The 21908-nt window shown below is 49.6% G+C and carries 18 protein-coding genes and 1 tRNA gene; 11 read left to right on the forward strand and 8 right to left on the reverse strand.

What is annotated here, in order from left to right; translation table 11 throughout:
- Positions 1–215: 215 nt before the first annotated feature.
- The 4 genes from F7D20_RS05460 to F7D20_RS05475 all read right to left on the reverse strand — a co-directional run bounded on the left by F7D20_RS05460 (position 216) and on the right by F7D20_RS05475 (position 6185).
- On the reverse strand, positions 216–1877 hold the full coding sequence (locus tag F7D20_RS05460; RefSeq protein ID WP_022251367.1) for an AMP-binding protein: 1662 nt from the start codon (positions 1875–1877) through the stop codon (positions 216–218).
- Between the two features lie 33 nt (positions 1878–1910).
- Positions 1911–3581, reverse strand: coding sequence for an AMP-binding protein (locus F7D20_RS05465; RefSeq protein ID WP_158463178.1), 1671 nt, complete (start codon positions 3579–3581; stop codon positions 1911–1913).
- A 143-nt stretch (positions 3582–3724) separates the two neighbouring features.
- Positions 3725–4972 (reverse strand): ABC transporter permease, encoded by a 1248-nt coding sequence (locus tag F7D20_RS05470; protein ID WP_158463179.1) that lies wholly within the window; start codon positions 4970–4972, stop codon positions 3725–3727.
- Between the two features lies 1 nt (position 4973).
- Positions 4974–6185, reverse strand: coding sequence for a pyridoxal phosphate-dependent aminotransferase (locus F7D20_RS05475; RefSeq protein ID WP_158463180.1), 1212 nt, complete (start codon positions 6183–6185; stop codon positions 4974–4976).
- 530 nt (positions 6186–6715) lie between these two features.
- On the opposite strand from F7D20_RS05475, the gene F7D20_RS05480 reads away from it, so the two are divergent.
- Together F7D20_RS05480 and F7D20_RS05485 are read left to right on the forward strand one after the other, a co-directional pair.
- Positions 6716–7213, forward strand: a complete 498-nt coding sequence (locus F7D20_RS05480) for a DUF4494 domain-containing protein (protein WP_158463181.1) — start codon at positions 6716–6718, stop codon at positions 7211–7213.
- A 33-nt stretch (positions 7214–7246) separates the two neighbouring features.
- The gene (locus F7D20_RS05485) at positions 7247–7918 is read left to right on the forward strand and encodes a YggS family pyridoxal phosphate-dependent enzyme (protein ID WP_158463182.1); all 672 of its coding nucleotides are present in this window, start codon (positions 7247–7249) and stop codon (positions 7916–7918) included.
- An 85-nt stretch (positions 7919–8003) separates the two neighbouring features.
- On the opposite strand, the gene F7D20_RS05490 is transcribed toward F7D20_RS05485, so the two are convergent.
- The 3 genes from F7D20_RS05490 to F7D20_RS05500 form a co-directional block, all read right to left on the reverse strand.
- Positions 8004–10265 carry a cation:proton antiporter gene (locus F7D20_RS05490; protein ID WP_158463183.1) on the reverse strand — a complete coding sequence of 754 codons (2262 nt, stop codon included), beginning with the start codon at positions 10263–10265 and terminating at the stop codon, positions 8004–8006.
- Positions 10266–10403: 138 nt separating this feature from the next.
- Positions 10404–11627, reverse strand: coding sequence for a peptidase T (pepT, locus tag F7D20_RS05495; protein ID WP_158463184.1), 1224 nt, complete (start codon positions 11625–11627; stop codon positions 10404–10406).
- 120 nt (positions 11628–11747) lie between these two features.
- A tRNA-Arg gene (locus tag F7D20_RS05500) sits at positions 11748–11821 on the reverse strand.
- A 305-nt stretch (positions 11822–12126) separates the two neighbouring features.
- On the opposite strand from F7D20_RS05500, the gene asnA reads away from it, so the two are divergent.
- Positions 12127–13164, forward strand: coding sequence for an aspartate--ammonia ligase (gene asnA, locus F7D20_RS05505; RefSeq protein WP_158463185.1), 1038 nt, complete (start codon positions 12127–12129; stop codon positions 13162–13164).
- A gap of 136 nt (positions 13165–13300) precedes the next feature.
- Here asnA and F7D20_RS05510 read toward each other — a convergent pair whose 3' ends face one another.
- Complete coding sequence (locus tag F7D20_RS05510) at positions 13301–15133, reverse strand: DNA polymerase III subunit gamma/tau (RefSeq protein WP_158463186.1); 1833 nt, start codon at positions 15131–15133, stop codon at positions 13301–13303.
- Between the two features lie 69 nt (positions 15134–15202).
- On the opposite strand from F7D20_RS05510, the gene F7D20_RS05515 reads away from it, so the two are divergent.
- The 8 genes from F7D20_RS05515 to F7D20_RS05550 all read left to right on the forward strand — a co-directional run bounded on the left by F7D20_RS05515 (position 15203) and on the right by F7D20_RS05550 (position 21358).
- Positions 15203–15547: a hypothetical protein gene (locus tag F7D20_RS05515; RefSeq protein WP_022251357.1), complete on the forward strand. Its 345-nt coding sequence runs from the start codon at positions 15203–15205 to the stop codon at positions 15545–15547.
- Positions 15531–15959 (forward strand): hypothetical protein, encoded by a 429-nt coding sequence (locus tag F7D20_RS05520; protein ID WP_158463187.1) that lies wholly within the window; start codon positions 15531–15533, stop codon positions 15957–15959. Before F7D20_RS05515 ends, F7D20_RS05520 begins: the two co-directional genes overlap by 17 nt.
- A gap of 97 nt (positions 15960–16056) precedes the next feature.
- Positions 16057–16863, forward strand: coding sequence for a DUF4369 domain-containing protein (locus F7D20_RS05525; protein WP_158463188.1), 807 nt, complete (start codon positions 16057–16059; stop codon positions 16861–16863).
- A 6-nt stretch (positions 16864–16869) separates the two neighbouring features.
- Positions 16870–18204, forward strand: a complete 1335-nt coding sequence (locus F7D20_RS05530; protein WP_158463189.1) for a dihydroorotase — start codon at positions 16870–16872, stop codon at positions 18202–18204.
- Between the two features lie 80 nt (positions 18205–18284).
- Positions 18285–19130 carry a vitamin B12 dependent-methionine synthase activation domain-containing protein gene (locus F7D20_RS05535; RefSeq protein ID WP_158463190.1) on the forward strand — a complete coding sequence of 282 codons (846 nt, stop codon included), beginning with the start codon at positions 18285–18287 and terminating at the stop codon, positions 19128–19130.
- On the forward strand, positions 19127–20314 hold the full coding sequence (locus F7D20_RS05540) for a metallophosphoesterase (RefSeq protein ID WP_158463191.1): 1188 nt from the start codon (positions 19127–19129) through the stop codon (positions 20312–20314). The genes F7D20_RS05535 and F7D20_RS05540 overlap by 4 nt, the downstream gene beginning before the upstream one ends.
- A gap of 75 nt (positions 20315–20389) precedes the next feature.
- Complete coding sequence (locus F7D20_RS05545) at positions 20390–21148, forward strand: lysophospholipid acyltransferase family protein (protein ID WP_158463192.1); 759 nt, start codon at positions 20390–20392, stop codon at positions 21146–21148.
- An 18-nt stretch (positions 21149–21166) separates the two neighbouring features.
- Positions 21167–21358, forward strand: coding sequence for a hypothetical protein (locus F7D20_RS05550; protein ID WP_158463193.1), 192 nt, complete (start codon positions 21167–21169; stop codon positions 21356–21358).
- Positions 21359–21908: the final 550 nt, after the last annotated feature.

The following is a 21908-nucleotide window of genomic DNA, read 5'->3' on the forward strand; positions in this document are numbered from 1 at the left end:
TTTGGCAGTGAAACGCATCAATACCATAGGTAAAAAATGCGTCGGATTTTAAACGGATTTTGAACACCCTACCTTACAGGGCGACATGTTTGCGAACATAACAACCCAGGGCGTTGCCCTGGGCTAAGAGCTTCTGCCCTTTCAGGGCGTGCTGCTTTTATGAGTAAAGCATTTGTCTTAACTCCTTAACTCCTTCACTCCTTAACTTAACTCCTTTATTCAGTATACAGGAATCGCTTGATACTCTTCTTAGGAGTTTTCTCGAATTCCTCTTTGTGGATTCTTATCTCTGACACCTTGCAGTAGGCAGGAACCATGGTGTTGAGCTCCTGGCGGTTCTGCTCCATGATATCCATCAGCTCTTTCTCGCCTAAGTTGAGTGTCTGAGCCTCGTCGTAGTCGGGATGTACCAAGCCAATGAGCTTGTTGCCCTTCTGTATCACCACACTCTCGCTCACGAGTGCTAAAGAGTTGAGCTTGTCCTCGATCTCCTCAGGATAGATGTTCTGACCGCTGGCACCCAAGAGCATGTTCTTGCTGCGGCCCTTGATGTAGACATTGCCGTCGCCATCCATTGTGCCAAGGTCGCCGGTGTGGTACCATCCGTCCTTGTCGATAGTGTTGCGTGTGGCTTCCTCGTTCTTGTAGTATCCCAACATCACGTTAGGACCCTTTGCCAGGATCTCACCAGGAACATTCTCGGGGTCAGGACTGTCGATCTTCACCATCATGTTCTTGGCAGCCTTGCCGCAAGAACCCGGTACGAAATATTTGTAGTCCTCATAGCAGATGATAGGCGCACACTCTGTGGCACCATAGCCCACGGTGTATTTGAAACCAATGCCATGCAGGAAGCTCTCCACCTCCTTGTTGAAGGCAGCACCACCGATGATAATCTCGTAGAAGTTGCCTCCGAAGGCCTGTGTCACCTGTTCGCATATCTTCTCGCGCACCTTTTTGCTGATGACAGGCATGTGGAGAAGCATACGCATGCGGTTGTTCTGAATCTTGGGGAACACCTTCTTGCGGATAATCTTCTCGATGATGAGCGGCACAGCAATGATGATGGCTGGCTTGATGCGGCTGAAAGCCTCGGCGATGATAGCCGGACTTGGTATGCGGGTGAGGAAGAAAATGTGGCAACCGGAAAGAACCTCGAAGAGGAACTCGAACGCCATGCCATACATGTGAGCCAGTGGAAGAATGCTGATGATAGGGTCGCCAGCCTTGATCTCCTTGGGCAATACACTCATAGCAAAGTCGAAGTTGCTCCAGAGTGCACGGTAAGGCACCATGACACCCTTGGAGAAGCCTGTAGTACCGCTGGTGTAGTTGATGAGCGCTATCTGGTCTGGGTTCTCCTCAATATAATAATGTACGTGTTCCTTGCGGAAATACTTAGGGAACTTGATACCGAACATCTCGTTGAGATGCTCGCGGGCGTAGGTGAGTTTGTCGGTACGTGATACCACCAGAGAATAGTCGGGTATATAGATGATTCCCTCTAATCCGGGCATCTTGGTAGCGTCAATCTGTGTGGCAACGACATCGCCCACAAACAGCAGTTTGGCATCGCTATGGTTGACGATGTTATGGATTTGCTCTGGCATAAACTCGTGCAGGATAGGCACGGCGACAGCTCCATAGGTAAGAGTTGCCAGGAAGGCCACTGCCCAGTTGGCACTGTTTCTACCGCAAAGGGCAATCTTGTCACCTTTTACTACGCCAGAATTCTCGAACATGATGTGCAATTTCTCTATTTTGCGTGCTACATCGTGAAACTGCAAGGTAGCTCCCTTGTAGTCGGTAAGAGCATCCATGTCCCAATGGTCGATGATGCTCTTTTGGATAAGTGCATTAAAGCTTGGTATCTCCATATGCTTGTATTCTAATAGAATTGTCTAAGTGGTTTATGAGGCTGCCTCTTGATACAGGTAGCGCTTGATGGATTTCTTGGCAGTCTTCTCAAACTCGTTCTCGTGTATCTGAATGCTGGAAATCTTGGCAAACGACGGCATCTGGGAGTTGAGCTCCACACGGTTCTGATCCATGATGTGCTCCAGGTCCTCAGCGGTAAAGCCCATGGATGAAGCCTCGTCATAGTCGGGGTGGATCAGCGCCACGAGTTTGTTGTTTCGCTGAACAATGATGCTCTCGCTGACCAATGCCATCGAGTTGAGTCTGTCTTCTATCTCTTCGGGGTAGATGTTCTGTCCGTTGGCACCTAAGAGCATATTCTTGCTGCGTCCCTTGATAAAGAAATGTCCGTCGGCGCTCATGGTGGCCAGGTCGCCAGTATGGAACCAACCGTCCTTGTCGATGACAGCATGGGTAGCCTCGGGATTCTTGTAGTATCCTTTCATCACATTGATGCCACGGCAAACCAACTCGCCAGGCACGTTCTGTGGGTCGTCGCTTAGCACCTTTACCTCCATGTGCTTCACAGCCACGCCACAGCTTCCTGCCACGTAGTCGTCCTGATGGGCAAAGGTGATGAGGGGAGCAGTCTCGGTGGTTCCGTAACCCATGGCGATGGGGAAGCCGATGCTGACAAAGAAGTTCTCTATCTCCTTGTTGAGAGGCGCACCGCCTACTACGACCTCGTAAGGATGCTTGCCAAACTCGCCCAGCACAAACTCGCGTATCTTCTCCTTGATGCGCTTGCTCAGTACAGGCATGTTGGTAAGCAGTCTGACCCAGTTGGTCTGCACGCGTGGGAACACATGCTTTCTTACGATCTTGTCGATCACCAATGGCACGGCGAAGATGATGTCGGGCTTTGTCTCGTTGAGAGCCTCGGAAATCAGTGTAGGGCTGGGCTGGCGGGTGAGGAAGAAGATGTGGTTGCCCAATACGATATTGAAGATAAACTCGGTCATCAACCCGTACATGTGAGCCATGGGCAGGGTGGAGAGGATGTTGCAGTTCTTGCCTATCTTGGGTTTTACGGTGTCCATGAGATAGTCTAAGTTGCCCCAGAGGGCACGATAGGGCAGCATCACTCCCTTAGAGAAACCTGTAGTACCGCTGGTATAGTTGATCATTGCCAACTCCTCAGGGTCGTCAACATGATACTTGATATGTTCTTTGCGGAAATATTTGGGATACTTGTGTCCGAAGATTTCATTGAGATGTTCGCGGGCATAAGTGAGTTTCTCAGAACGGGAAAGGTTGAGCGAGAAATCGGGAAGATAGACGATACCTTCGAGCGAGGGCATCTCTTCGGCATTGATTTCTGTGGCTACTACATCGCCCACGAAGAGCATCTTGCTCTCGCTGTGGTTTACGATGTTGTGAATCTGTTCGGGCTTGAACTCATTCTGTATAGGAACCACGATGGCACCATAGGTAACAATGGCCAGGAAGGCTACTGCCCACTGGCTGCTATTTCGTCCGCAAACAGCTATCTTGTCGCCCTTTATCACACCGCTGTTCTCGAACAGGATGTGGAGCTTTTCTATCTTTCTGGCTACATCATGATATTGCAGTGTTGCTCCTTTGTAATCGGTAAGAGCATCCAAATGCCAATTATTGATGATGCTTTGCTCAATATACGAGTTGAAACTTGGTATTGAATTCATTGCACAGTTTACAAAATTTTGTGCAAAGGTACATTAATTTCTGCACACAACAAAAAAATATGTGCACAAAATGAATAAAAAGGGAAAAAAAGTGGTTTTTCTTGCATTATAGCCCATGAATGTGGGCTATAATGCTGTTGTGATTATTCATATCGCATCGATTTGGCTGGATGGATATGTGAGATGAGGTAGCTGGGTGCCACCAGCATGAAGACGCTGATGAGGAGTGTTGCCACATTGAGCGCCACGATATACAAGACATTGATCTCTACGGGAACGGTGCTCACATAATAGGTCTGTGCGTCCAACTTGATGATGCCGAAGGCTTGCTGAAGCGCTAAGATTCCTAAAGACAGGACATTGCCGATGAGCATTCCCTTGCCGATGATGAAGACGGCAAACCACATGAAGGTGTGGCGGATGGTCTTATTGCGTGCGCCCAAAGCCTTCAGGATGCCTATCATCGAGGTGCGTTCCAGGATGATGATGAGCAAGCCGCTGATCATCGTCACGCCTGCCACGATGAGCATCAGGGCGAGGATGATCCATACGTTGAGGTCCATGAGGTCGAGCCATTGGAAAATCTGTGGGTTCAGTTCCTTGATGGTGGCGCTGCTGTAGGTCTCGCCATAATGGTCTACTGTGCCTTTCACCTTGCTGATCACCCGACTCTCTACCATGTCAAGGTTGTCGAAGTTGTTGACGGAAAGCTCGGCTCCGCTTGCCTGGTCGCTTTCCCATCCGTTGAGTTTGACGGCCGTATAGAGGTCGGTGAAGACGATGGTCTCGTCGTATTTCTTCAGGTTGGTCTGGTAGATGCCCGCAATGGTAAACCTTCGCGTGCGTACACCGTTGTTGTCGAAGAAATAGGCAAAGATGCGCTGTCCTGACTTCAGGTGCAGTTTGTCCGCCATCAACTGAGAGACAACAATCTGGTTGTGACTCACGCTGTCGGAGAAATGAGGAATGCTTCCCTCCACCATGTTGTTGTGGATGAAGGTGGAGTCGAAGTCGGGACCCACTCCCTTGAATGCCACGCCCAGGAAGTCGCTGTCGGTCTTGAGGATTCCTTCCTTCATGGCAAAGCGCTGAACGTGAGCCACATCGGGAATATGTTTCAAGACGTCGATCATGGAGTCGTCGATGACGATGGGGTATTGTTCCATCTGCTGCAGGGTGAGGAAGTCGGCCACCTGTATATGACTTCCGAAGCCGATGACCTTGTCGCGGATGGTGTGTTTGAATCCCAGCACCACACAGACGGAGATAATCATGACGGCAAGTCCGATGGCTACTCCGGCAGTGGCAATATGTATGGCAGGGCGAGAAACTTTTCGTTTGTCGCCCTGCTCGCTGTATAATCTTTTAGCTATGAAAAGTGGAAAATGCATATTATATTCCTTCGTCCTCAACGCGTCCTGGATAAGCCTCCAAAGCCTTGGCAAGTACTATGAGTGCACGGTCCAGATCGTCTTTTTTCAGTACATAAGCCATACGCACCTGGTTCTTGCCAGCACCAGGAGTGGTATAGAAGCCGGAGGCAGGAGCCATCATGATGGTCTCGCCCTCGTATTCGAACTCTTCAAGGCACCAACGGCAGAACTTTTCGGAATCGTCGATAGGCAGTTTGGCCACGGTGTAGAAGGCTCCCATAGGAATAGGAGAGTAGACACCGGGTATGCGGTTGAGTCCGTCGATGAGGCACTTGCGTCGTTCTACGTACTCATCGTACACATCGCGATAGTACTCTTCTGGCGCATCGAGAGAGGCCTCGGCTACAATCTGTCCGATAAGGGGTGGAGAAAGACGAGCCTGGCAGAACTTCATCACCGCCTTGCGTATCTCGGCATTCTTGGTGATGAGGGCACCCACACGGATACCGCACTCGCTGTAACGCTTCGATACAGAGTCGATAAGCACGGTGTTCTGCTCAATGCCTTCGAGGTGCATGGCACTGATATAGGGGCTTCCGGTATAGATGTACTCACGGTATACCTCATCAGAGAAGAGGTAGAGGTCGTATTTCTTGACGAGGTCGCGAATCTGGTTCATCTCCCTGCGGGTATAGAGATATCCGGTAGGGTTGTTGGGGTTGCAGATCAGGATGGCGCGTGTGCGCTCGTTGATAAGCTCTTCGAACTTCTCGACCTTAGGCAAGGAGAAGCCTTCCTCTATCGTAGTGGCAATGGTACGTATCTTGGCACCTGCCGAGATGGCGAATGCCATATAGTTGGCATAGGCAGGTTCGGGCACGATGATCTCATCGCCAGGATTGAGGCAGCTCATGAATGAAAAGAGCACAGCCTCTGAACCTCCTGCTGTGATGATGATATCGTCGGCAGTAATGTTGATGTTGAACTTTTTGTAGTAATCCACCAGTTTCTCGCGATAGCTAAGATAGCCCTGGCTGGGAGAATACTCCAAGATGGTGCGGTCGATATGCTTCAGTGCATCAAGACCACACTGAGGAGTAGGGAGGTCGGGCTGACCGATGTTGAGGTGATACACCTTGACTCCTCGTTTTTTTGCTGCGGCAGCAAGAGGCGCCAACTTTCTGATAGGCGACTCTGGCATTTCAAGTCCACGTACTGATATTTCAGGCATCTTTAATACTTTCTGTTGAACTTTCGCTGGTTCAGGAGTTAACTTCCCGCACGCGCGAAAGTTGAGTTTTCTATATTAATAGTTTTGCAAATACAAATGTGCTTGTTTTGCTTTCGGATGCAAAGGTAAGAAATTTCAGTGATATTTGAGAAAAGAAACGACAGATTTTTTATTTTTTATTAAATTCTGTAGCATTGTGTTGTTCTTATGCTTTCTTTTTTATAACTTTGCATCTCGAAAAAGATACGGAATTTTCGCAAGAGGGAGTCTTTTGGGAGTCCAGGAGATTTCTCTGGAGTTAAGGAGATTTCTCTGGAGTTAAGGAGTTAAGACAAATGCTTTTGTGGACTTGAAATAAAATGTTTAACATTTCCTCCAAGGCTATTGGCTATAACTTCTAACGACCGAAGGGAGTGATAACTTCTTTAACTTCTCTCTAACTTCTTAAAAAAATAACTTCTCAAGAAGATAGGTTCTGTACTTGCGCGAGTTCTATTTTTATATTAATGACCAATTAAAAACGAATCGTTATGAGATCAAGAATGAGTACATGGTTTGAAACCAAAGTAAGATACACCAAGGCACAGGAGGATGGCTCCGAGAAGCCAGTTACCGAGGCTTATGTAGTAGACGCGCTGAGCTTTACCGAGGCTGAGAGTCGTATTACCGACGAGATGGCTGTCTATGTGTCTGGCGAATTTAAGGTGTCGGGCATCAGCAAGGCTGCCTATGGTGAGGTGTTCTTCAGTGATATGGATGGCGACGACAAATGGTACAAGGCCAAGTTGTCGTTTATCACCATTGATGACAAAACCGAGAAGGAGAAGCGTACCACCGTCAACTACCTGGTGCAGGCCAAGTCGCTTGCCCGTGCCCTGCGCTATATCGACGAGGTGATGGGTAAGACCATGAACGATTATGATGTTGTGGCTCTGGCTGAAACCAAGGTGATGGACGTGTTTGAACATACTGTTCCTGGAGAAAACAAGGAAGAGAAGAACGACAAGCCTGAGTACGAAGAGGCATAAAAACTTGCTAAAATTCATTAATACTATAATATAATGTATGATGTAGCAAAAAACTTGCATGAGGTGTTAGACCAGTTGCCTAAGGGTGTTCGTCTGGTCGCCATCAGCAAGTTTCATCCCAAGGAGTATTTGTCGGCTGCCTATGCAGAGGGACAACGAATTTTTGGAGAGAGTCATGAGCAGGAACTTGCCAAGAAGGTGGCAGACCTGCCCAAAGACATAGAATGGCATTTCATCGGTCATCTGCAGACCAATAAGGTGAAGTACATAGCGCCTTACATCAGTATGATAGAAGCTGTGGACAGTCTCAAGTTGTTGAAGGAAATCAACAAGCAGGCTGCCAAGCACGACAGGGTGGTGAAGGTGTTGTTGGAACTTCATATTGCTGCGGAAGAGACCAAGTACGGACTGACATTGGACGCTTGCCGTGCCTTGTTGGAAGAAGGAGAATGGCGTTCAATGGAGCATGTGCAGATTTGTGGACTGATGATGATGGCATCTAATACGGATGACACCGAGCAGATAGCCTGCGAGTTTGACACGGCAGCTCGCTTCTTCGATGAGGTGAAAGCCAAGTACTTTGCCGATGATGATGCGTTCTGCGAGCGCAGCTGGGGCATGAGTCATGACTATCCGATAGCTATCCAGCATGGAGCCACTTTGGTTCGTGTAGGTACAGCTATATTTGGACCACGCATTTACTAAATTAAGGAGATTTATTCTGGAGTTAAGGGAGATTTATTTTGGAGTTAACTCCTTAACTCCCATAACTCCTGAAATCTCTCCCTTCCTAATTCTTATTCATGATTTTCTGCAGGGCTGCCTCTTCGCCTACGATCCAGATGATGTCGCCTTTCTGGAAGGTGTAGGAAGGTGAAATTTTGGTAAGACTCTCCAAGCCCTCTTCCAGTCCGACAACCATACAGTCGTATTTGTCACGGATTCCGCTTTCGCCCAAGGTCTTGCCGCAGAACTCACTCTTTCCACTGATTACCAGCTGGCGAAGCTTCATCTCTCTTTTCTCTATATCCAAGTCCTCGGGTACAAGTTCAGTCTGCAGGGCGTTGTTGAACTTCTGTGTCTGTTCGTCATTGCCGATGATCTGCAGTTTGTCGCAGGGGAATATAGTGGTGTCGCCGTTGGGGATGTTGATTCTTCTTGATCCGCGATAGATGCTGCTCATGTCGATGCCGAAGCGCTGACGCAGGTTGAGTTCTCTCAGTGTGTGTCCGCACCAGGTAGAGTCTTCAGGCACCTCAAACTCACTGATGTGGATGTCTCGGTCGAGCAGATGTCCCTCGTAGAGAGGCCGTTTGGTGCCCTTCACCTGTGCTTCGATGTCGCGTGAGCGAAGGTTGCGGATGAACAGACGCTCCATCTTGATGCTTCGTTTCTTCGTTCTTCTGGAAACGATGATGAGCAATACCGCCACAATACCGATGCTGATCATCAGCGCATCGGTAAACCGGCTCAGGAAGTTGCAGATATAGAAGATAAAGCCCAGGGCTATTATAAACCTCACCACGATGGTGGAGAGGAGCGGTATGCGGTTGATGCTGCTCTCCACCCACAGTCGTTTCCACTCGTTGCTGTGGTTTTTCTTCATCACGATGGCACGCAGGAAGGGTGCTATGAAGATGACGGTGAGCACGCCCGTGATGGCATTGGCGTACCAGTGGAGTCGCCAGCCTGGCAGCAGGTTGCGCATTAAGGGAAGTACGAACGTGAACATCAAGGCTATGACAGCCGCACTCAGGATGGAGTAGGCCACGGTGTTGACAGTCATCTGTCTGAGGAGCGCCTTCCATTTGCTCTGTTGTGTGGTGGATGGGCGGTTGGTCGCCAGATGGTTGAGTGCTGTGATCAACTTGTTGGGCAGATGTTTCTCCATGACCTGGTAGCTTGGCGTGGCAAGGCGTATCATATAAGGTGTAAGGAAGGTGGTGATGACCGAAACCGCCACGACCACAGGATACAGGAACTTGCTGATGACGCCCAAAGACAATCCCAACGAGGCGATGATGAACGAGAACTCGCCTATCTGAGCCATGGAGAAGCCGCATCGCATGGCCGACTTGAGCGACTCACCGCCCAGCATGAAACCAAAGGTTCCCAATACAGCCTGACCTATCAGGATGGTGAGCACGAGGGCAAGGATAGGCAGGGCGTAGTCGACCAGGATCTGTGGATCTACCAGCATACCCACCGACACAAAGAAGATGGCTCCGAAGAGGTTTTTGACAGGCTCTACCAACTTGATGATTTTCTCGGCCTCAATGGTCTCGGCGAGGATGCTGCCCATGACGAAGGCACCGAAAGCACTGGAGAATCCCACCTTGGTGGACAGCACCGCCATGCCGCAGCAGAGTCCGAGGGACACGATGAGAAGCGTCTCGCTGTTGATGAGTTTGCGCACAGACCTGAGGAAGAGTGGGATGGCAAAGATGCCCACGATGAACCACAGGATGAGGAAGAAGACAATCTTGATGACCGACTCAAACATCTGTTCGCCGTCGGGCGTGCTTCCTCCTGCGATGGCCGAAAGCATCACCATCATGACAATGGCAAGAATGTCTTCCAGGATGAGCACACTCATCACCATACTGGCAAACTTCTGTTGCCGCAGTCCCATGTCGTCGAAGGCCTTATAGATGATGGTGGTGGAACTCATGGCAAGCATGCCTCCGAGGAAGATGCAGTCCATCTTGTTCCAGCCGAATCCATGACCCACGCTGATGCCCAGCATCATCATACAGAACACGATGACGACGGTGGAGATGATGGGCGATGCTCCCATCTTCACGATCTTCTTGAACGAGAAATCGAGTCCGAGCGAGAACAGGGTGAAGATGACGCCGATGTCTGCCCAGGTCTGAATGTCGTTGTCGTCGATCACTGACATGGTGTAGGGCATGTGGGGAGAGACCAGGAAACCTGCCACGATATAGCCTAACACAAGGGGTTGCTTGAGTTTCTTGAACAAGAGGGTAACAATTCCTGCTACCATCAGGATGAGTGCGAGGTCTTTTACGAGGAATGGAATTTCTGCCATGACTTTCTAATTTAACTTCTTTGACTTCCCCATTTGCGAAAGTTGAGTTACTTTCTAAAAGCAAAGGAGCTCATGAGCCAGAACCTGACGTGGTGTTTAGGTTTTGTTGGCATCATGAAGCTCCTTTACTTCTTATGATTAGTCGTTGTATTCGGCTGTTATTTCTGCTATTTTGACGATGGTCTGAACTACTTTCTCCATGACCTGTATGCTGACGAACTCGTGAGGACCATGGAAGTTGACGCCACCGGCGAAGATGTTAGGACAGGGCAGACCTTTGAAACTGAGCTGTGCTCCGTCGGTTCCGCCACGGATAGGTTCCACGCGAGGAGGAACTCCGCTTTCCTGCATGGCTCTCAGCACGATGTCGATGACATGCATGTTGGGGTCTATCTTCTCCTTCATGTTGTAGTATTGGTCGTTGATCTCGGCCGTGCAGGTTCCCTCGCCGTATTTCTCGTTGAGTTTCTTGGCGCAGTCGGCAATGAATTTCTTGCGGTCTTCGAACTTGCTGCGGTCGTGGTCGCGGATGATGTAGCTGAGCTTGGCTTCCTCGCATCGGCTCTCGATGCCAATGAGGTGATAGAAACCCTGGTAGCCCTCGGTAGCCTCTGGTGTCTCGTCCTCGGGAATCATGTTCTGGAACTCTACGGCGAGTCGGCTGGCGTTCACCATCTTGCCCTTGGCATAACCGGTATGCACGCTCACACCCTTGATCTTGATCTTGGCACCAGCGGCATTGAAGTTCTCGTATTCGAGGTCGCCCAAGTCGCCGCCGTCAACGGTGTAAGCCCAGTCGCAGGCAAACTTGTCTACATCGAAATGATGAGCTCCCATACCGATCTCCTCGTCAGGGTTGAAGCCTACACGTATGTCGCCGTGCTTGATTTCGTTGTGGTCGCGCAGATAGCACATCGCCTGTACGATTTCGGCAATACCAGCCTTGTCGTCGGCTCCCAGCAGAGTGGTGCCGTCTGTGACGATGATGTCTTCGCCCTTATGGGCTTTCAGCTCAGGGAACTTGCTCACGCTTGATATGATGCCTGGGCTTAGTTCAATGTCGTTTCCATCATAGTTGCGTATGATTCTTGCCTTGACATCCTTGCCACTTGCATCAGGACTGGTGTCCATGTGCGAAATGAAGCCAATGGTAGGTGTTTCCTTCTTGGTATTGCCTTTCAGTGTGGCGTAGATGTAACCCATGTCGTCCATCTCCACATCACTGAGTCCTTCGTCCTCCAACTCTTTTTTCAGGTACTTGGCGAATTCCAACTGTTTTGAAGTGCTGGGCACACTGTCGGAGTCTTCGCTCGACTGTGTGTCGAATTTGGTGTAATTGATAAATCTTTCTACTAAGTCCATAATTCTTGAAAATAGAACTTTCGCTGGGTTCAGAAGTTCTGGAGTTTAGCTGTTTTGGAGTTAAGACACTAACTTCTCCCACTTCCACCCTTGTGAAACTGCATTTTTTTATAAAATTAGTGACTCCGCTGGGATTCAAACCCAGGACCTTCAGAACCGGAATCTGACGCTCTATTCAGCTAAGCTACGGAGCCCTTATATATAATAAGGTATAGGAAACGTGCTGTACGTTGGCATATACGTTTGCAAAAATACAGATTTTATTTGAATTGACCAAATTTTGAATGAATAAAGTGAGTACAGGTTGCTTTCTTTCGTCATTTGGTGAGGTATGAGAGCCGAAAAGTCGGAAAAGTTAGTAAAAAGTGCATAAAGTCTATACAAAAAGAAAGGAAAATGGATAAAATGATTAACAAAATATAAAAATATTGTTCAGAATAGTTGCAGTATGATAATATTTTTGTATCTTTGCACAGAATTTTAAATACTAATGCAAAAAATGAGTAAGCTAATAAAGCCTATCGGTTATCAGGCATTGCTGGACATGCGTCAGACCGAGATGGGAATCAAGTTGATAAAAGAGTTCTTCCAGCAGAACTTGGCTACAGAGTTGCGTCTTCGTCGTGTGACAGCACCTCTCTTTGTGTTGAAAGGTTTAGGTATCAATGATGACCTCAACGGTGTGGAGCGTCCTGTAACCTTCCCCATCAAGGACTTGGGCGACGCCCAGGCTGAGGTGGTTCACTCGCTGGCTAAGTGGAAGCGCCTTACCTTGGCGGAGTATGAGATAGAGCCTGGTTATGGCGTGTATACAGATATGAATGCCATCCGTGCCGACGAGGAGTTGGACAACCTTCACTCTCTATATGTAGACCAGTGGGACTGGGAGGCAGTGATCGAGAAGAAAGACCGCACGTTGGCTTTCCTTCGCAATGTGGTTCGTCGCATCTATGCTGCCATTTTGCGCACTGAGTATCTTACCTGTGAGCATTATCCACAGATTAAGCCTTTCCTGCCCAAAGAGATTCACTTTATTCATGCCCAGGAGTTGTTGGATATGTATCCCGACAAGACTCCCAAGGAGCGTGAGGATGCCATCTGCGAGAAGTATGGTGCCGTATTCATCGAGGGAATCGGTTGCAAGTTGAGCGATGGAAAGAAGCATGATGGCCGAGCTCCCGACTACGATGACTGGAGTACGGTGGCTGAGAATGGTTTGCCAGGTCTTAATGGCGATATCCTGATCTGGTATCCTGTATTGGGCAGAAGTTTCGAGTTGAGTTCCATGGGTATTCGTGTGGACAAGGAGAGTCTGTTGCGCCAGTTGAAGTTGGAAGGCAAGGAAGACCGCGAGAAACTCTATTTCCACAAGCAGTTGCTTGGTGGCAAGTTGCCATTGAGTATTGGTGGCGGTATCGGCCAGAGCCGTCTCTGTATGGTTCTGTTGCATAAAGCTCACATCGGCGAGATTCAGGCAAGTATATGGCCTGAGGAAATGCGCGAGGAATGTGAGAAAGCGGGAATGTCGCTGATTTAAAGAAAGGAGATTTTTTTAAGAGTTAAAGGAGTTAAGACAATAGCATTTGAAGAAATGTGTTGTCTTAACTCCTTTAACTCCTTTAACTCCTTTAACTCCTTTAACTCCTTTAACTCCTTAAACTCCCGATAAACCATCATGTCATCACCAGCTTCAGCGTATTGCAAAGCTTGTCCAAGGCAGGGTTTTCCTTTCTCATATTCTCCAGCACCTCTCTCTTGTTGAGAATCTTCTTGACTTCCTCTTTGTGAGAAAGTCGGTAGGAGATGACGATGTTGGTGTTGTGCAACCCCCGAACCAGTGTGTTTCTGATTCTGTTTTTAATGTTTTGCATGTCGTCGAGCAACAGTTGGTTGTCGGCGACAATTTCTATGTTGGGGCATTTCGTCAGCTTGGGCTTGATGGCCTGCATACGGTGCGACAGACCTATGAGTTCTTTGTTGTTCTGTGCCATGCGTACGCACATGCCCGTCCACTGATACTGCAGGGCGTCTTCGTTGAATTCGCATTGTTCGGAGTCATCAGTGCTTCTGATGGCTTTCACGTCGGCGGTAGGGTTCAACTGCTGTTTTACCATCTCCATGTTTTTCTTCAGGTTACTGAAGGTCATGCCGATGGTTCCCAGTTTGACGGCGCCTTTGCTGATGGGTTTTACTTGATGTTTGTTATCGGCAGCTTCGTTGTTGGCTTTGTTTTCCGAAGCGTGAAGGGGCTGGACAGCAGTCTGAGGAGTTTTTTCGTTGCTCTCCTCACCGTTGCCTTTAAGCTCAGCACCTGCACCCTGAATGGCAGGCTTCAGCTGGGCTATGATTTTCTGAAACAGGGATTTTAATCTATTGGGCGTACGCCCCGCACTCGGAATGTCTTTGTCCTCGGGCTGGGTGATCTGTCCGATCTCTATCAGTGTGAGCTCCACCAGCAGTCGTTTGTTTGAACTCTGTCGGTAGTTGATGTCACATTTGTTGGCTATCTGCAGCGCCTTATATAAGAATGGTGTAGGCGCCTTCTGAGCCTGTTGCTGATATTTGGCTTTCTGAGCCTCGCTGGTTTCCAATAGGGGAAGCGTCTTGGCATCTTTCGCCATCAGCACGTTACGTACATGCTGTGCCAGACCCTGTATCATGTTGCCGCCGTCGAATCCCTTGTCCAAGATGCCGTTCAGCAGGAGCATCATCTCCGACACGTTGTTCTCCAGTGCACAGTCTATCAGTTTGAAGTAATTGTCGCTGTCCAGCACGTTGAGGTCTTCTGTCACCTTCTGATAGGTCAGGTTGCCCTGGCAGAAACTCACCGCCTGGTCGAATATCGAGAGAGCGTCGCGCATACCTCCGTCTGCCTTTTCGGCTATTACTGCCAGCGCCTGCTCCTCGTAGCTGATGCCTTCCTTCTCAGCCACCATCTTGAGGTGGTTGATGGTGTTGGGCACGGTCATGCGCTCAAAGTCGTATATCTGGCATCGGCTCAGGATGGTAGGCAGAATCTTGTGCTTCTCGGTGGTGGCGAGGATGAAGATGACGTGCTGTGGCGGCTCCTCCAGTGTCTTAAGGAAGGCATTGAAGGCTGCAGAGCTGAGCATGTGTACCTCGTCGATGATAAACACCTTGTACTTTCCGATCTGTGGCGGTATGCGCGTCTTCTCCATCAGCTCCTTGATGTGGTCCACACCATTGTTGCTGGCGGCGTCGAGCTCAAAGATGTTGTACGACCGCTGTTCGTTGAACGACTTGCAGCTCTCGCACTCGTTGCATGCCTCGCCGTCCTCCTTGGGGTGCTCGCAGTTGATGGCCTTGGCGAAGATGCGTGCACAGGTGGTCTTTCCTACACCTCTTGGACCGCAGAACAGATAGGCATGAGCCAGCTTGCCGCTCTTCACGGCATTCTTGAGCGTTGTGGTCAGAGCGCTCTGTCCTACAACCGAATCAAAGGTCATCGGACGGTACTTTCTTGCAGAAACAATATATTCTTCCATTATTTTTTCTTAAATGATGATGCAAAGATAACAAAAAAATATTATCTTTGCAAACAAATTCATAAATTAATGAGCAGAAGATTGAGTATAATATGGAACTACCTCTCTCATTATAAGTATCTTATAGTGATTGTGGTGGGCGTGCTGGTGGTCGGTTTCATCGACGACAACAGCATCATGCAGCATATAAAATATAAAGTTCAGATCCATAACCTGCAGTTGGAGATAGACAAGTACACCACTCTCTATCAGAATGACATCCAGATGTGGCATGAGATGAATCATGGCGGCAGGGCTTACGAGCGGATAGCCCGTGAGCGCTATTTCATGAAGGCTGATGACGAGGATATTTTTGTGCTGAGTACTGATTTACCGAATAATGACAACGAACAAGACAATGAAACAACTGAATAAGATTCAAACATTTATTTTTATATTAGGAGGAGTGTTGATGGTGATAGGCGCAGGCTGCTTCGCCTTCGGTTATATAATTTATCCCCAGCTGACCCTTTACACCAGCTGGCTTTTCCTCTTGGGCACGGTAGCTTTCAGCGTGATGCAATCGATGCAACTCTATGAAGGCTCGTCGCAGGTGGTTCACCGTCTGAAGCGCATTCAGGCAGTGGCCGACATCTTCTTCGTGCTGTCGGGCATCTCGATGGTAGATACAGTCTATGCCTTTGCCCGCAACTGGTTTTCCAACTACGAGACCTATATCACCTATTTCTGCAACAAGTGGGTGGTGTTTCTGTTGGTGGCAGCCCTTATCGAATTGTACACCACACACCGTGTTTCGCATGAATTGAAAAAGGAAGAATGCAAATAAAACCTAAATACATGCAATATTCAATTAAATAGCATAAATTTTTTTTCGTACTTCAATTTAACATTGTACTTTTGTTAGCCGAAATAGAAAACAGCTTATGAACAAGATATTTTACGCATTTATTTCCTTATTGGCGTTGACATCGTGTGCCAACAGTTACGACATAACCGGAACTTCCAATGTGAGCACGTTGGATGGGCGTATGCTCTACCTGAAAGTTTTGAAGGACGCAGAGTTCAAGAGCGTCGACTCCTGTGACGTCGTTCACGGACAGTTCCATTTCGACGGCACACTTGATTCTGTAAGAATGGCCAATATCTTTATGGACGATGAGCCCGTGTTGCCCCTTGTCCTGGAGAGCGGAGCCATCACGGTCAAGCTTGACGATACACAGCAGGTGGTAAGCGGAAGCCCTCTCAACGACAAGTTGTTTGGCTTCTTCAAGAAATATCAGCAGCTGCAGAACCAGCAGCGCGAACTTGTGCATAAGCACGACCAGGCCATCATGAACGGAAGCGACATGAACGTCGTGACCCGTCAACTCACAGCTGAGGCCAACCGCCTGGCTGAACAGGAAGACAAGTTGGTGACTACTTTCGTGACCGACAACTTCGACAATGTGCTCGGAGCAGGCGTCTTCTTCCTCGTCACCATGGGCAATCAGTATCCCATGCTCACTCCATGGATAGAGGACATCATGAGCAAGGCCACCGACCATTTCAAGAACGACTCTTATGTAAAGGACTATTATCAGAAGGCTCAGGAGAACGAGCAGATCATGAACGGAACCCGCGATATGCAGCCCGGAGCTCCTGCCGTGTCAGCCCAGCCTGCGCCCGAAGCAGCGCCAGCGCCTACACCCAACGACCTGGCGCGTCCTACCATTCCAGAAAAAAAAGAATAAGCAGGTATGAAAACATTGATTAAAAATGGAACTATCGTCAACGAGGGAAAGACATTCCGAGGATACCTCGTTGTCGATGGCGAACAGATAACACATATTTATAATGGCGAAGAAGCACCTCGTGGCAGTTTCGACAAGACAGTCGATGCCTCGGGGTGTTTTGTTATGCCAGGAGTGATTGACGACCATGTGCATTTCCGTGAGCCCGGACTCACCGCCAAGGCCGACATCGAGAGTGAGAGCAGGGCAGCAGCCTTTGGCGGCGTCACCTCTTATTTCGACATGCCCAACACGGTGCCTCAGACCACTACACTTGAAGCCCTGGCCGACAAGACGGCTCTCGGCAGCCAAAAAAGTCATGTCAACTATGCCTTCTTCTACGGCGCCACCAATGACAATGTGGAGAGTTTCTCCCAGTTGGACCGTCATCGCATTCCCGGTATCAAGCTCTTCATGGGCTCCAGCACTGGCAATATGCTTGTCGACAAGGCTGAGTCGCTGCGCCGCATCTTCCAGGCAGCTCACGATCTCGACTTGCCCTTGATGGCTCATTGCGAGGATACCGACATTATTAACAGCAATATGGCAGCCTTCAAGAAGCGGTATGGCGACGACCCCGCGGTGGAGTTTCATCCCGCGGTACGCAGCGAACAGGCCTGCTATGAGAGTAGTCGTCTGGCTGTGCAGCTGGCCCATGAGTATGACACTCGTCTGCATATCGCTCACGTCACAACGGCTCGAGAGCTCGACCTCTTTACGCCAGGTTCCTCGGTGACAGGTGAGGCTGTCATTGCCCACCTCTATTTCACCGAGGCGGATTATGCTACCAAGAAGGCGCTCATCAAGTGCAACCCTGCCATCAAGACCCTGTCCGACCGCACGGCATTGCGCAAGGCTCTGACTGACGGCAGAATCGCCACAATAGGTACCGACCATGCTCCCCATGAGTGGAAAGACAAGCAGGGAGGTTGCGCCAAGGCTGCCTCGGGCATGCCGATGGTTCAGTTCTCCTTGGTCACCATGCTCGAACTGGTAGACGAGGGCGTGCTTACCCTCGAGCGGATGGTAGAGTTGATGGCTCATCAGCCTGCTCGTCTCTTCGAAGTACAGAAGCGTGGTTTCCTGCGCGAGGGTTATCAGGCCGATATCGTCATCGTTCGTCCCCATGCTCCCTGGACACTGACTCGCGACCAGATTCAGAGTAAGAGCAGGTGGAGTCCTATGGAGGGCCACGAGTTCCAGTGGCGAGTGGAGCAGACCTTCTGTAATGGCCGTCTCGTCTACGACAAGGGTGCCTTCGATGCCTCTGTTAAGGGACAGCCCATTCTGTTCAGAAGTTAAATTCAGAAGCAAAATTCAGGAGGCGTTAAGGAGTTAATACAAATGCCTTGAGGGAATGTTTAATGTTTAAAGTTTAAAGGATGCACCCGCAGGTCCTCACATACGATATAGACGAAGTAGTACCCTACATCAACTGGCTTTATTTCTATCATGCCTGGGGCATGAGTGGTAAGCCTTTGGCCGAGAAACAGCGGCTGCGTGATGAGGCTTCCGCCATGATGCAGTCGTGGCAGGGGCGTTATCACACCCATGCGATCTTTGCCCTTTACTCAGCCAATGCCGACATGGACGACCTGCTGCTTTATGCAGATGACACAGCCGATGCCAGGTTCACCCGCATTCCTCTGTTGCGCCAGCAGCATCCAGTGGCTGCCGGAAGCCCCAATCTCTGTCTTGCCGATTTCGTGCGTCCTCTTTCAGGCGGCGTGCGCGACAGGGTAGGGTTGTTTTGTGCCTCCGTCGAGGCAGGAGTGCTGGAGGCTTACAGGGGCGACGATTATCTGTCGATGATGGCACAGGTGCTGAGCGACCGCCTTGCCGAGGCCACGGTCGAGAAGATGCACTTAGAGGTTCGTCGCCACTTCTGGGGCTATGCTCCCCATGAGCATCTCACGATGGAGCAGCTTCATCGTGAGGAATATCAGGGCATCCGTCCTGCCGTGGGCTATCCGTCGTTGCCCGATGTCAGCGTCAACTTCGAGCTTGACCAGCTTCTCACCATGTCGCAGATTGGCATCCGGCTTACCGAGAGCGGCATGATGATGCCCCATTCCAGTGTGTCGGGACTGATGTTCGCCCATCCTCAGGCCCATTATTTCGACCTGGGCAAGATTGACGAAGAACAGTTGCGCGACTATGCGCGTCGCCGTGGCATCCCCGTCGAGTTGATGCGCCGTTATTTACAGAGTAGTTTGATTAAGAAATGATAGCACGCATATATATATGGATTCTCTTGGGCACCCTTTTGCCTTATCTGTGGTGCTTCTGTCATGAGCTGCGCAGCAGCCGTTTGGCGAGGCGCTTGTTGCTTTGGCTTCCGGCATCCGTCGTCATTGGCTATAGTGGCTATTTAGCGCTACAGCCCAACTTCGTGCCCGACCGTCCGGTGCTTGTCGACGTGTGGTTTGTCGTCATGGCGCTGTTTGCCGTTCCCGTCTTCGTCTATGCCCTGTTCAGTTTTGTAGGCTGGTGTGTGATGAAGGCATTCAAGGGCAGGCGCAACTGGGGTCGGCTCATAGGTCTTGTCATGGGCCTCCTGTCCGTCGGCGTTTTCCTTTATGGCTTCACTTATGGCTTCCGTGAGTTGGAGGTGAAGCGCTTCACCATAGCTGTGTCCCAGCTTCCTGCCAGTTTCGACGGCTATCGCATTGTCCTCTTCAGCGATTTCCATGCTGGATCCTATTACGGTTGGCGCAGCGATCTGCCACAGCGTGATGTCGACAGCATCAATGCCCAGCATCCCGATATGATTTGTTTCACTGGCGACATTCAGAACACCCGTCCGTCCGAGCTCAAGCCTTACGTCAGGATGCTTTCCTCCCTGCGTGCCAAGGACGGCGTATACAGTGTGCTGGGCAATCATGACTACAGCTATTATGTGAAAGCCGACTCGCTCACCTGTCTCAGGCAGGAGCAGGAGACTCGCCGGCTGGAATGGCAGATGGGATGGCATCTGCTTCTCAACGAGCACGCCGTGGTGCATCGCGGTTCTGACTCCATCTATGTTGCGGGCACAGAAAACTTCAAGAAACCTGCTCATGCCAATGTGGCAAAGGCGCTTCGGGGCATCCGTCCAGGTCACTTCGTCCTGATGCTTCAGCACATCCCCACGCAGTGGGAGGACATGGTTCCTTCGCGCATCAACCAGGTGTATGGCAGGAAAGGCGAGGTGTTGGTGGCGCCGCAGCTCACTCTGAGCGGCCACACCCATGCCGGACAAATATCCGTGTTCGGATTACGTCCCACGATGTTTGCTCCCTATGACTATGGCCTCTATGAGCGCGAGGGCTGTCAGCTCTTTACCACCGCCGGCTTAGGTGGTGTGGTTCCCATCCGTGTCGGTTCCACCGCCGAGATTGTGGTTATCACACTGAAGCGGACGGGAGGGTAATGGTTAAAGCTCTCAAACTTCTCAAAAATATAAGTTCCCACGAAAAAGAATCACTCAAAAAATATTGAATCACAAATGAAGTATCTGTATCGCATTTATCAGTTGTTGATTTGTCTTCCAATCCTTTTGGTGGCAAGCATTTTGACCAGTGTCATCACAGTCTTGGGCTGTATGTTGGGTAATGGCCATTTCTGGGGCTATTATCCTGGCAAGTTGTGGTCGCAGTTGTGGATCCGTCTTCTCCTGCTGCCCGTCAAGGTAGAAGGCAGGGAACATCTGCAGAAGAATCAGAGCTACGTGTTCGTGGCCAACCATCAGGGGTCATTCGACATCTTTTTGATTTATGGCTTCTTAGGCCGTAACTTCAAGTGGATGATGAAGAAGGCGCTCCGCAAGGTGCCCTTGGTTGGTATAGCCTGCCAGTATGCCCATCACATCTTTGTCGACAAGAGCGGCCCTTCCAAGATACGCGCCTCTTACGACAAGGCCCGCGAGGAACTACAGGAAGGAATGTCATTGGTAGTCTTCCCCGAAGGCGCCCGCACCTTCACAGGTCACATGGGTGTATTCCGTCGAGGAGCCTTCATGTTGGCAGACGAGTTGCAGTTGCCCGTCTGTCCGCTTACCATCAACGGCAGTTTCGATGTGAAGCCGCGCATGAAGGACATGTATTGGATTTTCTGGCATCCTCTTCGTCTTACTATTCACGAGCCCATCCAGCCGGTAGGCAAGGGTGCCGAGAATATCAAGAACCAGATGACAAAGAGTTACGATGCTATCATGTCTGGGCTCGTCCCCGAGTACCAGGGTTTCGTCGAGAACCCTGACCAGTAATATGCTGCTATAAAAGAAATGATTCGACCTGTACACACGTTCTTTTTCCTCTTTGTCTTTAATTGCCTTGCTGCTATAAAAGACATGATTCGACGTGTACGGTTGGCACGGGCTGAAAGCCCCTATAAGCAGCACGCCCTGAAAGGGCAGAAGCTCTTAGCCCAGGGCAGCGCCCTGGGTTATCATGAACGCAAACCTGTCGCCCTGTAAGGGCAAAAGCTTTACATATCGCAACGGATTTCCCATTTTTATTAGGTGTATTTTAAAGCTTTTGCCCTTACAGGTAGGGTGTTCAAAATCTATCAATTTTTCGACACGTTTTTTGCGTCGAAATACAAGTTAATTCACACGAAATCAACGTGTTAAGAATTCAAAAATGTGACTTTTTTAAGTTCTGCGCAATCTTCGTATCGATAATTATTGAAATATCAGTTAGTTAAACCGATTATTCGACTAAAAAACGTGCCAAATTTTAAACGGATTTTGAACACCCTACCTTACAGGGCGCATTGCTGACTGCCATTATACCCAGGGCGCTGCCCTGGGCTAAGAGCTTCTGCCCTTTCAGGGCGTGCTGCGTATTACACCATCCGTACAGGTCGGTTTTTTTCCTATACTATAATTTTTTTCTTAAGCCTATAAAAGTTTTGTTCAAAGCCTATAAAAGTTTCGTTCAGAGCCTGTAAAAGTTCTGTTCAGAGCCTACAGGGCGGACGCATCAAAATGCGTTCGCCTCCAAAAGTTTTGACAGGTAATTTTC

Source organism: Segatella copri, from assembly GCF_009495355.1.
In the GTDB taxonomy this organism is placed as follows: domain Bacteria; phylum Bacteroidota; class Bacteroidia; order Bacteroidales; family Bacteroidaceae; genus Prevotella.